The organism is Noviherbaspirillum humi (genome assembly GCF_900188095.1).
Classification (GTDB): domain Bacteria; phylum Pseudomonadota; class Gammaproteobacteria; order Burkholderiales; family Burkholderiaceae_D; genus Noviherbaspirillum; species Noviherbaspirillum humi.
In genome coordinates, this window is record NZ_FZOT01000001.1 from 65,047 (window position 1) to 78,664 (window position 13,618).

General features: G+C 67.5%; 14 protein-coding genes. All 14 read right to left on the minus strand.

Annotated elements, in window-relative coordinates:
• Position 1 precedes the first annotated feature (1 nt).
• Complete coding sequence (locus CHB88_RS00340) at positions 2-202, minus strand: DUF1289 domain-containing protein (protein WP_089397310.1); 201 nt, start codon at positions 200-202, stop codon at positions 2-4.
• Positions 199-723, minus strand: coding sequence for a YbaK/EbsC family protein (locus CHB88_RS00345; RefSeq protein WP_245844617.1), 525 nt, complete (start codon positions 721-723; stop codon positions 199-201). The genes CHB88_RS00340 and CHB88_RS00345 overlap by 4 nt, the downstream gene beginning before the upstream one ends.
• 18 nt (positions 724-741) lie before the next feature.
• Entirely contained in the window at positions 742-1,350 is a 609-nt protein-coding gene (locus CHB88_RS00350; RefSeq protein ID WP_089397311.1) for a uracil-DNA glycosylase family protein, read from the minus strand.
• A gap of 14 nt (positions 1,351-1,364) precedes the next feature.
• Positions 1,365-2,273 (minus strand): hydroxymethylglutaryl-CoA lyase, encoded by a 909-nt coding sequence (locus CHB88_RS00355; protein ID WP_089397312.1) that lies wholly within the window; start codon positions 2,271-2,273, stop codon positions 1,365-1,367.
• A gap of 30 nt (positions 2,274-2,303) precedes the next feature.
• Entirely contained in the window at positions 2,304-4,322 is a 2,019-nt protein-coding gene (locus CHB88_RS00360; protein WP_089397313.1) for an acetyl/propionyl/methylcrotonyl-CoA carboxylase subunit alpha, read from the minus strand.
• Positions 4,323-4,422: 100 nt separating this feature from the next.
• The gene (locus CHB88_RS00365; RefSeq protein WP_089397314.1) at positions 4,423-4,782 is read right to left on the minus strand and encodes an endonuclease domain-containing protein; all 360 of its coding nucleotides are present in this window, start codon (positions 4,780-4,782) and stop codon (positions 4,423-4,425) included.
• 304 nt (positions 4,783-5,086) lie between these two features.
• Positions 5,087-6,118 carry a biotin synthase BioB gene (gene bioB, locus CHB88_RS00370; protein ID WP_089397315.1) on the minus strand — a complete coding sequence of 344 codons (1,032 nt, stop codon included), beginning with the start codon at positions 6,116-6,118 and terminating at the stop codon, positions 5,087-5,089.
• A gap of 17 nt (positions 6,119-6,135) precedes the next feature.
• Positions 6,136-6,852, minus strand: coding sequence for a dethiobiotin synthase (gene bioD, locus CHB88_RS00375; protein ID WP_089397316.1), 717 nt, complete (start codon positions 6,850-6,852; stop codon positions 6,136-6,138).
• A complete protein-coding gene (gene bioF, locus CHB88_RS00380; protein WP_089397317.1) occupies positions 6,853-8,037 on the minus strand; it encodes an 8-amino-7-oxononanoate synthase in 1,185 nt (394 codons plus the stop codon).
• A 2-nt stretch (positions 8,038-8,039) separates the two neighbouring features.
• Positions 8,040-9,374 carry an adenosylmethionine--8-amino-7-oxononanoate transaminase gene (gene bioA / locus CHB88_RS00385; protein ID WP_089397318.1) on the minus strand — a complete coding sequence of 445 codons (1,335 nt, stop codon included), beginning with the start codon at positions 9,372-9,374 and terminating at the stop codon, positions 8,040-8,042.
• A 277-nt stretch (positions 9,375-9,651) separates the two neighbouring features.
• Positions 9,652-10,434 carry an enoyl-CoA hydratase/isomerase family protein gene (locus CHB88_RS00390; RefSeq protein ID WP_089397319.1) on the minus strand — a complete coding sequence of 261 codons (783 nt, stop codon included), beginning with the start codon at positions 10,432-10,434 and terminating at the stop codon, positions 9,652-9,654.
• 19 nt (positions 10,435-10,453) lie between these two features.
• The gene (locus CHB88_RS00395) at positions 10,454-12,061 is read right to left on the minus strand and encodes a carboxyl transferase domain-containing protein (RefSeq protein WP_089397320.1); all 1,608 of its coding nucleotides are present in this window, start codon (positions 12,059-12,061) and stop codon (positions 10,454-10,456) included.
• A gap of 2 nt (positions 12,062-12,063) precedes the next feature.
• Entirely contained in the window at positions 12,064-12,465 is a 402-nt protein-coding gene (locus tag CHB88_RS00400; protein ID WP_089397321.1) for a YchJ family protein, read from the minus strand.
• Between the two features lie 10 nt (positions 12,466-12,475).
• Positions 12,476-13,612 carry an acyl-CoA dehydrogenase family protein gene (locus tag CHB88_RS00405; RefSeq protein WP_089397322.1) on the minus strand — a complete coding sequence of 379 codons (1,137 nt, stop codon included), beginning with the start codon at positions 13,610-13,612 and terminating at the stop codon, positions 12,476-12,478.
• Positions 13,613-13,618: the final 6 nt, after the last annotated feature.

The following is a 13,618-nucleotide window of genomic DNA, read 5'->3' on the forward strand; positions in this document are numbered from 1 at the left end:
TTCAGCGCTCGGGCCGGCGCCGCCTCTCGATCGCCCGCCACACCGCGCGCTTCTCGTCCTCGCTCGCCATGCCCCAGGCGGCAATCTCGTCGATCGTGCGCTGGCAGCCCTGGCACAGGCCGGTGCGCTCATCCATGCGGCAGATGTTGATGCAGGGCGAGGGCACCGGACCGCCGTCCTGGCGCGGATCGAAATGCTTCATGCCGCCTCGCGCAGCGCCACGTCGGCCACGGGCGCGCCGGTCATGGCCTGCAGCTCCCGCGGCGTGAGCTTGAACACCGCATGCGGATGGCCGGCGGCAGCCCACAGGCTGTCTAGCCGGAACAGATCTTCATCGAGCAGCATCACCGTCTTTTCCAGATGGCCGATGGGGCACACGCCGCCGATGGCGTAGCCGATGCGCTGCTTCACGAACTTCGCATCGGCGCGGCCGAGCGCGCCGACGATGGCAGCGACCTTGGTCTCATCCACCCGGTTGGCGCCGCTGGCCACCACCATGACCGGCGCATCGTCAGACAGGCGGCGGAAGACGATGGACTTGGCGATCTGGGCGATGTCGCAGCCGAGGCCGGCGGCGGCCTCGGCCGAGGTCTTGCCGGTGCCGGGCAGCATCACCACCGGCCGCTCATGGCCAAGGGCGGCGAGCAGGCCGGCGACGCGGCGGGCGCTGTCGGGCAGCGGTGCGCCGGCGTGGATGCCGGACGAGGTTTCTGTGTGCATCATGTCCTGGTAATTCATCGCTTATGGTGTGACGTCATTGTCTTGCAGCGCCTCGGCGACGAGGCGCTTGAGTTCCGGCAGCAGTTCCCGCTCGAACCAGGGATTGGCCGGCCACCATGCCTGGTTGCGCGGGCTGGGGTGCGGCAGCGGCAGGAACTCGGGCAGGTAATCGCGCCAGGCCGCCACCGTCTCGGTGAGTGTCGGCCGGTTCCTGCCGCGCAGCGCGAACAGCTGCGCATGGCGGCCGATGAGCAGCGTCAGCCGCACCTGCGGCAACCGTTCCCGCAGCGGCGCATGCCAGCGCGGCGCGCATTCCGGGCGCGGCGGCAGGTCCCCGCTTCTGCCCTTGCCGGGATAGCAGAAGCCGGTGGGCAGGATGGCGACCCGGTCCGGATCGTAGAAAACATCCGCATCCATGCCCAGCCAGTGGCGCAGGCGCCGGCCGGAAGCGTCATTCCAGGGAATGCCGGTGTCATGCACCTTGCGCCCCGGCGCCTGGCCGATGATCAGCAGCCGCGCGCTTTCCGCCGCCTGCACCACCGGCCGCGGGCCGTGCGGCAGGTGCGCCTCGCACAGGCGGCAGGCGCGCACTTCCTGCAGCAGCGGAATCAGCCTGCCAGTCGGCGCCATGCCCTGCCGCCCTTCTACGCCGCGCGCTTGGCGGCAATGGCGTTGCCGGCGCGGCTGACCGCCTTGCGTCCGAGATGGCTGGAGATGAACTGGCCGGCATCCACCACCCGGTCGAAGTCGATGCCGGTCTCAATGCCGAGGCCGCGCAGCATGTAAAGCACATCCTCGGTCGAGACGTTGCCGGTGGCGCCCTTGGCATACGGGCAGCCGCCGAGGCCGGCAACCGAGGAATGGAAGATCGACACGCCCACCTCCAGGCTGGCGTAGATGTTGGCCAGCGCCTGGCCGTAGGTGTCGTGGAAGTGGCCGGACAGGCGCTCCAGCGGGAACTCGGCGGCGGCGCGCTCCATCACCCGCTGTACCTGGCGCGGCGTGGCCACGCCGATGGTGTCGGCGATGTCGATCTCGTCGCAGCCGAGTGCCTTCAGCCGCCGCACCACGTCCGCCACGCTCTCCACCGGCACCTCGCCCTGATACGGGCAGCCCATGGCGCAGCTGATGCTGCCGCGCAGGCGCATGCCGTGCTGCTTGGCGGCGGCCGCCACCTCGCGGAAGCGCTCGATGGATTCGGCAATCGAGCAATTGATGTTCTTCTGCGAGAACGCTTCCGACGCCGCGCCGAAGATCATCACCTCGTCGGCCCTGGCTGCCAGCGCCGCCTCGAAGCCCTTCATGTTCGGCACCAGCGCCGAATACACCACGCCCGGCTTGCGCCGGATGCGCGCCATCACCTCGGCCGAAGTCGCCATCTGCGGCACCCATTTCGGCGAGACGAAGGAAGCGGCTTCGATGTTGGCGAAGCCGGCATCGGTGAGGCGGTCCACCAGCTCGACCTTCACGTCGGCCGGGATGGTTTCCTTTTCGTTCTGCAGCCCGTCGCGCGGGCCGACCTCGACGATCTTGACTCGGTCGGGCAGGTTCATGTCGTTTCCTTTCCTGATTTCCTGAATACCTCAGGCGGCCTTGAAGGCCAGCAGCTGCGCGCCTTCGGCCACCTGGTCGCCGACGGCGTACAGCAGTTCCTCCACCATGCCGTCGCTCGGGGCGGCGATGGTGTGTTCCATCTTCATCGCTTCCATCACCAGCAGCGGCGCGCCCTTCACCACCGCCCGGCCCTTCTCCGCCAGCACCGCCACGATCTTGCCCGGCATGGGCGCGGTCAGGCGGCCGCCCTCGGCTTCATGCTCGCCGGCATGGGCCAGCGGGTCGCGGTAAGTGAGCAGCGCATGCCGGCCATGGGTGAACACGTGCAGGCTTTCGCCTTCGCGCACCACGCTGCCGCGCAGGGTGGCGTCGCCCAGGCGCACGGTGAGCGCCGGCCCGTCCTGTTTCAGCAGGCTCAGGGAAGCGGCATCGCCGTCTTCCAGCAACAGCCAGCCGGAGGATTGGTAACCGATGGCGATCTCATGGCTGCCAGCGTCGTCGTCGAAGCGGAAGCGGCGGCGCAGCATGCCGTTCAGGCGCCAGCCAGCGGCATCGCTCCAGGGGTCGTTGGCTGCGGCCGGCCGCTCGCCGGCCAGCAGGAAGGCTGCCGCCAGCGCCAGCACCGCTTTACTCGCCGGCTGCGGCGGCGGGAACAGCGCGGCATGATGGCGCTCGATCAGGCCGGTATCGAGGTCGGCGGTGGCGAAGGGCTGGCTTTGCACCAGGCGCTGCAGGAAGGCGACGTTGCTGGACAGGCCGACCACCTCGTAGCCGGCCAGCGCCTGGCTCATGCGCGCCAGCGCTTCCTCGCGGTCGCGGCCCCAGACGATGAGCTTGGCGATCATCGGGTCGTAGAACGGCGAAATGGCGTCGCCCTCGCGCACGCCGGCGTCGATGCGCACCGCCGCAGGCAGGCCGAGCGCGGCGCCAATCGAGAACTCGACCGCCGCCGGCGTGCGCAGGTGGTGCAGCGTGCCGGTGGACGGCAGGAAGCCCTTCTCCGGATTCTCGGCATAGATGCGCGCTTCCAGCGCATGGCCGTGGATGGTGAGTTCTTCCTGCTTTTTGGGCAGCGCTTCGCCGAATGCGACCCGCAGCTGCCACTCCACCAGGTCCAGGCCGGTGATCATTTCGGTGACCGGATGCTCCACCTGCAGCCGGGTGTTCATTTCCATGAAGTAGAAGGAGCCGTCCTCGCCGTTACGACTTTCTTCTGCGATGAATTCCACCGTGCCGGCGCCGACATAGCCGACCGCCTTGGCCGCCGCCACCGCCGCCTCGCCCATGGCGCGCCGGCGCTCCTGCGTCATGCCGGGCGCCGGCGCTTCCTCCAGCACTTTCTGGTGGCGGCGCTGCACCGAGCAGTCGCGCTCGAACAGGTAGACGCAGCCGCCCTGGCCGTCGGCGAAGACCTGGATCTCGATATGGCGCGGGCGAGTCAGGTATTTTTCCACCAGCACCTTGTCGTCGCCGAAACTGCTGCTGGCCTCGCGCTTGCAGGAGGCGAGCGCGTCGATGAAGTCGGCGCTTTTTTCAACGATGCGCATGCCCTTGCCGCCGCCGCCGGCGCTGGCCTTGAGCAGGACGGGGTAGCCGATGGCATCGGCCTGCTCGCGCAGGAAGGCCGGGTCCTGGTTGTCGCCGTGGTAGCCGGGCACCAGCGGCACGCCGGCTTTTTCCATCAGCGACTTGGCGGCCGACTTGGAGCCCATGGCGCGGATGGCCCCGGCCGGCGGGCCGATGAACACCAGACCCGCTTTCGCGCAGGCTTCGGCAAATTCCTCGTTCTCGGAGAGAAACCCGTAGCCGGGATGGATGGCCTGGGCGCCGGTGGCCAGCGCCGCCGCGATGATCCGGTCGCCGCGCAGGTAGCTCTCGCGCGCCGGCGCCGCACCGATGGGCACCGCTTCGTCGCACACCGCCACATGGCGGGCATTGGCATCGGCCTCGGAGTAGACGGCGACGGTCTGGATGCCGAGCCGCTGCGCGGTGGCGGCGACGCGGCAGGCGATTTCTCCACGGTTGGCGATCAGGATCTTGGTGAACATGTCTCTCTTTTCCGTTGGCGGTTTGTTGTGGTGGACTGCTGTTCCGGGTGGTGCGGCGATGTCTTGCTGGTGTGGCTGGGTCTTTCGTTTCCTGGTTTTCTCAAACTTGTTGCTTGCCGTGCAGCGCCAGGTAGATCGCTTCCATGACGGCTTCGGTCTGATTCAGTATGTCGTGATTCCAGAAACGCAGCAGGCGGAATCCGGCTGCCTGCAGGGTTTGGGTTCGTTGCGTGTCGTAGGCTGCTGCTTCCATGTGCTGGGAGCCGTCCGCTTCTACGACCAACTTATGTTCCAGACAGACGAAGTCGAGCATGTAGTGCTGGAAGGGGTGCTGGCGCCGGAAGCGCGCCCCAAGCTGGTTGCTGCGCAAGCGCTGCCACAGCAGGCGCTCGGCGTCGGTCATGTTGCTGCGCAGGGAGCGGGCTGCGGGTTTCAATGCGGGGTTGGATTGACCTTGCATGGGGCTCCTTGAGGGGTTAGCAATACCAGCTACCGATCCCTTCCGATTGAAGGAAAGGGATTTTCATTATTGTTCACCTTACTTATTGTTTCGCTTGCAAGCGCAACGTGGCGAGCTTTCAACTGCTAACTACTTAGTCCCCTCCCCTTCAAGGGGAGGGTTAGGGTGGGGATGGGTTTCAGGGGCGCTTAGAGTACGATTCTTTAATCGCGGAAGAACCCCATCCCCCTCCCAACCTCTCCCTTGAAAGGGGAGGAGTCTCCGTTGCTGCGCAGGCGCGAAGCAGTGCTCCGCGATTTTCCTGCTAGCCCTCAGTCACACTGCACTTCGCATCCCGCACCGTATGCTTCGCATGCAGCCCCAGCTTCTCCATCAACTGCGCATCCGCATCCGCCTCCGGATTGCCCGTCGTCAGCAGCTTGTCGCCATAGAAGATGGAGTTCGCCCCCGCCAGGAAGCACAGCGCCTGCACCGCCTCGCCCAGCTCGCGCCGCCCTGCCGACAAGCGTACCCGCGCCGTCGGCATGGTGATGCGCGCCACCGCAATCGTGCGCACGAATTCCAGCGGGTCCAGCTTGTCGCTGCCATGCAGCGGCGTGCCTTCCACCTGCACCAGGTTGTTCACCGGCACCGATTCCGGGTACGGTTCCATGTTGGCCAGCTGCGCCACCAGGCCGGCGCGCTGCAGCCGGCTCTCGCCCATGCCGACGATGCCGCCGGAGCAGACCTTGATGCCGGCGCCGCGCACCCGGCCCAGCGTATCCAGGCGGTCCTGGTAGTCACGGGTGGTGATGATGTTGCCGTAGTACTCCGGCGAGGTGTCGAGGTTGTGGTTGTAGTAGTCCAGGCCGGCGTCCTTCAGGCGCTGCGCCTGCGCTTCTTCCAGCATGCCCAGCGTGGCGCAGGTTTCCAGGCCGAGCGCCTTTACCTCGCGCACCATTTCCTCGACGTGTTCCAGGTCGCGGTCCTTCGGCGCGCGCCAGGCGGCGCCCATGCAGAAGCGGGTGGCGCCGCTGTCCTTGGCCTGCTTGGCTGCCGCCAGCACGGTGTCGAGCGGCAGGATCTTCTGCGCTTCGACGCCGGTGTCGTAGCGGGCGGCCTGCGGGCAGTAGCCGCAGTCTTCCGGGCAGCCGCCGGTCTTGATCGACAGCAGCGTGGCCAGTTCCACCTCGCTCGGATCGAAATGCTGGCGGTGCACCTGCTGCGCCTGGTACAGCAGGTCGTGGAACGGCAGGTTGAACAGCGCCAGCACCTGCTCCACCGGCCAGCGCTGCGAAGCGGCATCGGCGGGCGGGGTGGATTTGTGGGCGTGGAACGTGATCGGTTGCGACGACATAAACAGCTTCCTTCAGATCAAGGTGAAACGGCATGCCCGGCGGCAGGCCAGCCGGGCAGCAGGGAGAAATCGAGATGCGGCAGGGCCGCTTCGGGCGATGCCTGCGGCAGGCGCGGCACGCAGCCGAGCAGCGGCGCGGGCAGCCGCTGCCTGAGTGCTTCCAGATTGGCCTGCATGTGGCTCATCTGCGGATCGACCACGTTGGCGGCCCAGCCGGCGAGCGTCAGGCCGCGGGCGGCAATGGCCTCGGCGGTCAGCAGCGCATGGCTGATGCAGCCCAGGCGCAGGCCGACGGTCATCACCACCGGCAGGCCGAGGCGCTGCGCCAGGTCGGCGGTGTCGAACGTATCGGTCAGCGGCACGCGGAAGCCGCCGACGCCCTCCACCACAACCGCGTCCGCCTGCTCGGCGATGCGGCGGTAACAGGACAGGAGGTGGTCCGGGTCGATCGTCACGCCTTCCAGGGCGGCGACGATATGCGGCGCCGCCGGCTGGCGCATCAGATAGGGCGTGGTCAATTCGCGCGGCAGGGTCAGGGTGGCGGCGCGGGCCAGGCTGTCCACATCCTCGTTGAACCAGCCGCCATTGCGCTCCTCGCAGCCGGCGGCGACCGGCTTCATGCCGGCAGCCTTCAGGCCGGTGCGGCCGAGCGCATGCAGCAGGGTGCTGGCGATCAGCGTCTTGCCGATCTCGGTATCGGTGCCGGTGACGAAATACGCGGGTATGTTCCGCATTCAGGCCTCCATCGCGTCGAGCCGGTTGACGGCCGCTGCCAGCCGCGCCACGTCATCGGCCGTGTGGCTGGCCGAGAGGGTGATGCGCAGGCGGGCGGTATCGGCCGGCACGGTGGGCGGGCGGATCGCCGGCACCCAGAAGCCTTCCTCGGCCAGGGCGGCGGCGGCATCCAGCGCCGGCTGGTTGGCGCCGATGACCACCGGCTGGATCGGCGTGTCGGAATCCATCAGCGTCCAGCGCTTCAACCGCAGCGATTCGCGCAGCAGGCGGGTGCTGGCCGTCAGGCGGGCGCGGCGCTGCCGGCCTTCCTCGCCGCCGATCAGCTCCAGGCTGGCCAATACCGCATGGGCGACGGCCGGCGGCGCGGCGGTGGTGTAGATATAGGGACGGGCGCGCTGCACCAGCCAGTCGGCCACGGTTTCATGCGCGGCGACGAAGGCGCCGCCGACGCCGGCCGCCTTGCCGAGCGTGCCCATGTAGACGATGTGCGGCGAACGCAGGCCGAGATGCTCCAGCGCGCCGCGGCCGTTCTCGCCGAGCACGCCGAAGCCGTGGGCGTCGTCGATCACCAGCCAGGCGCCGTGGCGCTCGCAGAGCTCCAGCAGGCGCTTGAGCGGGGCAAGGTCGCCATCCATGCTGAACACGCTGTCGGTCACCACCAGCTTGTTCTTGGCATGGCTGGCGCCGAGCAGGTCGGCCAGCGCGGCGGTGTCGCCATGCGGATAGATTTTGACCGCCGCCCGCGACAGGCGCGCGCCGTCGATCAGCGAGGCATGGTTGAGCGCTTCGGAAAAGATTTCGCCGTCGGCGCCGGCCAGGGCGGCGAGCATGGCGAGATTGGCCATGTAGCCGGTGCAGAAGGTCAGCGCGCGCGGCGATTCGATGTGCGGCGCCATGAATTCGGCCAGCCGGTCTTCCAGGATCTGGTGCGCCAGCGAATGGCCGCTGATGAGATGCGAAGCGCCGCTGCCGGCGCCGTAGCGCGAGGCGCCCTCCCGAAGCGCGTTGATCAGCGCCGGATGGTTGGCCAGGCCGAGATAGTCGTTGCTGCAGAAGGCCAGCATGGGCCGGCCGTCCACGGTGAGGTGCGGCGCGCACGGCGTTTCCACGGTGCGCCGGCGGCGGCGCAGCCCGCGTTCGTCGAGTTGCCGCATTTCCTGCTGCAGCCGGTCGAGCAGTTCCATCGTCATTGTGCAATCACCTTGTCGAACACCGCATGCAGCCGGGTGCCCAGCAGCATGCTTTCTTCCTCATCCAGGATGTAGGGCGGCATCAGGTAGACGGTGCGCCCGATCGGCCGGATGAGCAACTCCTGTTCCAGCGCGGCGGTGAAGAAGCGGCGCGAGAAGGTTGCGGCCGCGGCATCGTCCAGCACCGCGTCGAAGGCCCAGATCATACCGCGCCGGCGGAAGTGGGCCACGCTTCGGTGCTGTGCCAGCGGCTGCAGCGCCTGCGTCAGGCGCTCGGCGCGCTCGCGGTTTTTCGCCAGCACGTCGTCTTCCTCGAAGATGGCGAGGGTGGCGAGCGCGGCGCGGCAGGCGAGCGGATTGCCGGTGTAGGAATGCGAATGCAGGAAGCCGCGGGTGACGTCGGCATCGTAGAAGGCCTGGTAGATGGCATCGCGCGTCATCACCAGCGACAGCGGCAGGTAGCCGCCGCTGATGCCCTTGGACAGGCAGACGAAGTCGGGCCGGATGCCGGCCTGCTCGCAGGCGAAGAAGGTGCCGGTGCGGCCGCAGCCGACGGCGATTTCGTCGGCGATCAGGTGCACCCGGTGCCGGTCGCAGGACTCGCGCACCAGCTTCAGGTAGAGCGGATCGTGCATCGCCATGCCGGCGGCGCACTGCACCAGCGGCTCGACGATGACGGCGGCGATCCGGCCTTCGCGCTGCTGCAGCAGGCTGTCCAGCTCGGCGGCGGCGCGGCGCGCGACATCCTCGGCGCGCTCGCCTTCCTGCGCCAGGCGGGCATCGGGCGAGGCCGCCACATGCGCCTGCCGCAGCAGCGGGCCGTAGGCGTCGCGGAACAGGGTGACGTCGGTCACCGCCAGCGCGCCGATGGTCTCGCCGTGATAGCTGTTCTTCAGGCAGACGAATTCCCGCCGTTCCGACTCGCCGCTGTTGCGCCAGTAATGGAAGCTCATTTTTAGCGCGATTTCCACCGCCGAGGCGCCGTCGGAGGCGTAGAAGCAGTGGCCGAGTTCATGACCGGTCAGCGCCGCCAGCTTTTCCGAGAGTTCGATCACCGGCTCATGGGTGAAGCCGGCCAGCATCGCATGCTCCAGCCGCTCCAGCTGATCGCGCAGCGCGGCATTGATGCGCGGGTTGGCATGGCCGAACAGGTTCACCCACCAGGAACTGATCGCATCCAGGTAGCGCCGGCCGTCGGTATCCACCAGCCAGGCGCCGCGGCCATGGCTGATCGGGATCAGCGGCATGGTTTCGTGGTGCTGCATCTGGGTGCAGGGGTGCCATACGCTTTGGAGGCTGCGGGTGATCCAGGAGGGATGGGTGGTGGACATGGGTGGTGCTGGGTTGCTTGTGGTGTGGTTGGGAATTAGTTGATTACGGAGAGTTGGCGCTAGTTGCTCCCTCCCCCTCAGGGGGAGGGTTAGGGTGAGGGTGGGTTTCCAGCGTGACTAAAGAACATCGTTTAAGTGCGCCAGAAACCCATCCCCACCCTAACCCTCCCCTTGAAGAGGAGGGGACTGGGTAGTCAGGCCTTGAACCTCACCCACGGTCCCGCTTGCAAGCGGGACCGGCTTCGCAGGCGCGGAGCAGTGCTCCGCGAATTCCCTGCTACGCCCAATTAGCCTTCCGCTTCTCCAAAAACGACTTCACGCCTTCCTTCCCCTCCTCCGACGCCCGGATATCCGCAATGCGCTCCGCGGTATCGGCGATCAGCGCCTCGCTCAGCGGCATGCCGGCCATGTCGCGCACCAGGCGCTTGGCTTCCTTCAGCGCATTCGGGCTGTTGGCGGCCAGGGACTTGACGATTTGCTCAGCAGCGGCGTCGAGTTCGGCGGCGGGGACGACATGATGCACGAAACCGATGCGCTTTGCTTCGTCGGCGTCGAACCGCTCGGCGGTGAGAAAGTAGCGCCGGGCCGACTGCTCGCCCATGGCGCGGATGACGTAGGGCGAAATTGTCGCAGGGATCAGGCCGAGTTTCACTTCGGATAGGCAGAAAAACGCTTCCTGCGCCGAAATCGCCACATCGCAGGCGGCCGCCAGGCCCATGCCGCCGGCGTAGCAGTCGCCTTGCACTTTTGCCACCACCGGCTTCGGGCAGGTGTGGATGACGCGCAGCATTTCTGCCAGCTGGGCGGCGTCGGCGCGGTTCTCTTCATGGCTGTAGCCGGCCATTTTCTTCATCCAGTTGAGGTCGGCGCCGGCGCAGAAGGCCGGGCCGCGCGCCGCCAGCACGATCACCCGGATTTCCGGCGCATCGCCGAGCGCCCGGAAGGCGCCTGTCAATTCGGCAATGGTGGTTTCATTGAAGGCATTGCGTACCTCCGGCCGGTTGAGGGTGACGACGGCCACCCTGCCCTGCTGCGTAACTTCGATGGTCTGGAAATTCATCGGCTGCTCCTGTCCAGGGTTACATGCGGAACACGCCGAAGCGGGTATCCGGAATCGGCGCGTTCAGCGCCGCGCTCAGGCCCAGCGCCAGCACCATGCGGGTGTCGGCCGGGTCGATCACGCCGTCGTCCCACAGCCGCGCGCTGGCGTAGTACGGATGGCCCTGGTGCTCGTACTGCTCGCGGATCGGCGCCTTGAACGCCTCCTCTTCCTGCGCGCTCCAGCTGCCGCCGCGCGCCTCGATGCCGTCGCGCTTGACGGTGGCCAGCACGCTGGCCGCCTGTTCCCCGCCCATCACCGAGATGCGCGCGTTCGGCCACATCCACAGGAAGCGCGGCGAGTACGCGCGCCCGCACATGCCGTAGTTGCCGGCGCCGAAGCTGCCGCCGATGATCACCGTGAACTTCGGCACGCTGGCGGTGGCCACCGCCGTCACCATCTTGGCGCCGTTGCGGGCGATGCCTTCGTTCTCGTACTTGCGGCCCACCATGAAGCCGGTGATGTTCTGCAGGAACACCAGCGGGATCTTGCGCTGGCAGCACAGCTCGATGAAGTGCGCCCCCTTCAAGGCCGATTCCGAGAACAGGATGCCGTTGTTGGCGATGATGCCCACCGGCATGCCGTGCAGGTGGGCGAAGCCGCATACCAGCGTGGTGCCGTAGCGCGCCTTGAACTCGTCGAACTCGCTGCCGTCGACGATGCGGGCAATCACCTCGCGCACATCGAAGGGCTTGCGGGTGTCGGTCGGAATCACGCCGTACAGCTCGTTGGCATCGTATTGCGGCGGCACCGGCTCGCGCAGCAGCAGCTCATGCCGCTTGCTGCGGTTGAGGTTGCCGACGATGCGCCGCGCCAGCGCCAGCGCATGCAGGTCGTCCTGCGCCAGGTGGTCCACCACGCCGGAGAGCCGAGTATGCACGTCGCCGCCGCCGAGGTCTTCGGCGCTGACCACCTCGCCGGTGGCCGCCTTCACCAGCGGCGGGCCGCCGAGGAAGATGGTGCCCTGCTCCTTGACGATGATGGATTCGTCGCTCATGGCCGGCACGTAGGCGCCGCCGGCGGTGCAGGAACCCATCACCACCGCGATCTGCGGAATGCCCTTGGCCGACAGGTTGGCCTGGTTATAAAAGATGCGGCCGAAATGGTCGCGGTCGGGAAAGACGTCGTCCTGGTTCGGCAGGTTGGCGCCGCCGGAATCGACCAGGTACACGCAGGGCAGATTGTTCTGCTCGGCGATCTCCTGCGCCCGCAGGTGCTTCTTCACCGTGATCGGGTAGTAGGTGCCGCCCTTCACCGTCGCATCGTTGCACACCACCACGCATTCGATGCCGGCGATGCGGCCGATGCCGGTGATGATGCCGGCCGCCGGCGCCGCATTGTCGTACATCTCGTAAGCAGCCAGCTGCGACAGTTCCAGGAAAGGGGTGCCGGGATCGAGCAGCATCTGCACCCGCTCGCGCGGCAGCAGCTTGCCGCGGGCGGTGTGCTTCTTGCGCGCCTCTTCGCCACCGCCCAGGGCCAGCTGCTCGACCTTGGCGCGCAGGTCGTCCACCAGGGTGCGCATCGCCTGGGCATTCGCCTGGAAATCGTCGGCGCGGGGGTTGAGCTTGGATTCGATGATTGCCATGGTTATTTCGCTTTCTCGGGGAAACTGCCATCCACATACAGCCAGCGCCCGCCTTCGCGCACGAAGCGGCTGACCTCGTGCAGGCGATGCGCGCGGCCGCCCTGCTTGTAGCGGGCGACGAACTCCACCGTTGCCGCATCGCCCCCGCCTTCGTGGCGCCTTACCTCCAGTCCCAGCCATTTGGTTTCAGGATCGGCTGCCAGGTCCTGCAGCGCCGGTCGGGTGTCCGGATGCCAGGTGTCATGCAAGTACTGCGGCAGGCCCAGCACATAGGCGCTATAGCGCGATCGCATCAGCAAGTCGGCGCTAGGCGCCGCCTCGCCGGCATGGAAGCGGCCGCAGCAGGCGGCGTATTCCTTGCCGCCGCAGGGACAGGCCTGGTGATCGTCCTTCTTCGGTTTCATGCTTGCCACGTCAGGCATCCTGCAGGCCGCGCGCGATCAGGATCTTCTGGATGTCGCTGGTGCCTTCGTAGATCTGGCAAACGCGCACGTCGCGGTAAATGCGCTCCACCGGAAAGTCGCTGACATAGCCGTAGCCGCCGTGGATCTGGATCGCATCGGAGCAGACCTGCTCCGCCATCTCGCTGGCGAACAGCTTGGCCATGGCGGCCTCCTTCAGGCAGGGCCGGCCGGCATCCTTCAGGCTGGCCGCATGCCACACCATCTGCCTCGCCACCTCGATCCGGGTCGCCATGTCGGCGAGGCGGAACTGCACCGCCTGGTGCTCGAAGATGGGCTTGCCGAAACTGCTGCGCTCGCGGGCATAGCTCAACGCGGCCTCGAAGGCGGCTCGCGCCATGCCCACCGACTGGGCGGCGATGCCGATGCGGCCGCCCTCCAGGCCGGACAGCGCGATGCGGTAGCCCTGCCCTTCCTCGCCGATCAGGTTGCGCGCCGGGATGCGGCAATTCTCGAACACGATCTGGGCGGTGTCGGAGGAATGCTGGCCGAGCTTGTCTTCCAGACGGGCGACGATGTAGCCGGGCGTCGTGGTCGGCACCCAGAAGGCGCTGATGCCGCGCTTGCCGGCCGCCTTGTCGGTCACCGCCATGACGATGGCCACGTCGGCATGCTTGCCGCTGGTGATGAACTGCTTGACGCCGTTGAGCACGTAGTCGTCGCCGTCGCGCACTGCCGTCGTGCGCAGGGCCGAGGCATCGCTGCCGACATGCGGCTCGGTCAGGCAGAAGGCGCCAAGCAGCCGGCCCTGGGCCAGGGGCCGCAGCCACTGTTCCTTCTGCGGCTCGCTGGCATAGGCCATGGCGATGCTGCAGACCGGGCAGTTGTTGACCGAGATGACGGTGGAGGTGCCGCCGTCGCCGGCGGCGATCTCTTCCAGCACCAGCGCCAGCGACAGGTAATCCAGGCCGGCGCCGCCGTAGTTCTCCGGCACCGCCACGCCGAAGGTGCCGAGCTCGGCCAGCCCCTTCAGCTCCTCCTTCGGAAAGTGGTGCTCCCGGTCCCAGCGCGCGGCATTCGGCGCCAGCCGTTCGCGGGCATAGTCGCGCACCGCGTCGCGGATCATTGCATGCTGTTCCGACAAGACCATGTGATC

What these genes read in the sequence shown, in the direction of transcription:
- CHB88_RS00360 (WP_089397313.1), bottom strand. Translation starts at nt 4,322, where the DNA reads ATGTTCACCAAGATCCTGATCGCCAACCGTGGAGAAATCGCCTGCCGC.
- CHB88_RS00350 (WP_089397311.1), bottom strand. Translation starts at nt 1,350, where the DNA reads ATGGCGCCGACTGGCAGGCTGATTCCGCTGCTGCAGGAAGTGCGCGCC.
- CHB88_RS00365 (WP_089397314.1), bottom strand. Translation starts at nt 4,782, where the DNA reads ATGCAAGGTCAATCCAACCCCGCATTGAAACCCGCAGCCCGCTCCCTG.
- CHB88_RS00400 (WP_089397321.1), bottom strand. Translation starts at nt 12,465, where the DNA reads ATGAAACCGAAGAAGGACGATCACCAGGCCTGTCCCTGCGGCGGCAAG.
- bioF (WP_089397317.1), bottom strand. Translation starts at nt 8,037, where the DNA reads ATGGAACTGCTCGACCGGCTGCAGCAGGAAATGCGGCAACTCGACGAA.
- CHB88_RS00345 (WP_245844617.1), bottom strand. Translation starts at nt 723, where the DNA reads ATGATGCACACAGAAACCTCGTCCGGCATCCACGCCGGCGCACCGCTG.
- CHB88_RS00395 (WP_089397320.1), bottom strand. Translation starts at nt 12,061, where the DNA reads ATGGCAATCATCGAATCCAAGCTCAACCCCCGCGCCGACGATTTCCAG.
- CHB88_RS00390 (WP_089397319.1), bottom strand. Translation starts at nt 10,434, where the DNA reads ATGAATTTCCAGACCATCGAAGTTACGCAGCAGGGCAGGGTGGCCGTC.
- CHB88_RS00405 (WP_089397322.1), bottom strand. Translation starts at nt 13,612, where the DNA reads ATGGTCTTGTCGGAACAGCATGCAATGATCCGCGACGCGGTGCGCGAC.
- bioB (WP_089397315.1), bottom strand. Translation starts at nt 6,118, where the DNA reads ATGTCGTCGCAACCGATCACGTTCCACGCCCACAAATCCACCCCGCCC.
- bioD (WP_089397316.1), bottom strand. Translation starts at nt 6,852, where the DNA reads ATGCGGAACATACCCGCGTATTTCGTCACCGGCACCGATACCGAGATC.
- CHB88_RS00355 (WP_089397312.1), bottom strand. Translation starts at nt 2,273, where the DNA reads ATGAACCTGCCCGACCGAGTCAAGATCGTCGAGGTCGGCCCGCGCGAC.
- bioA (WP_089397318.1), bottom strand. Translation starts at nt 9,374, where the DNA reads ATGTCCACCACCCATCCCTCCTGGATCACCCGCAGCCTCCAAAGCGTA.
- CHB88_RS00340 (WP_089397310.1), bottom strand. Translation starts at nt 202, where the DNA reads ATGAAGCATTTCGATCCGCGCCAGGACGGCGGTCCGGTGCCCTCGCCC.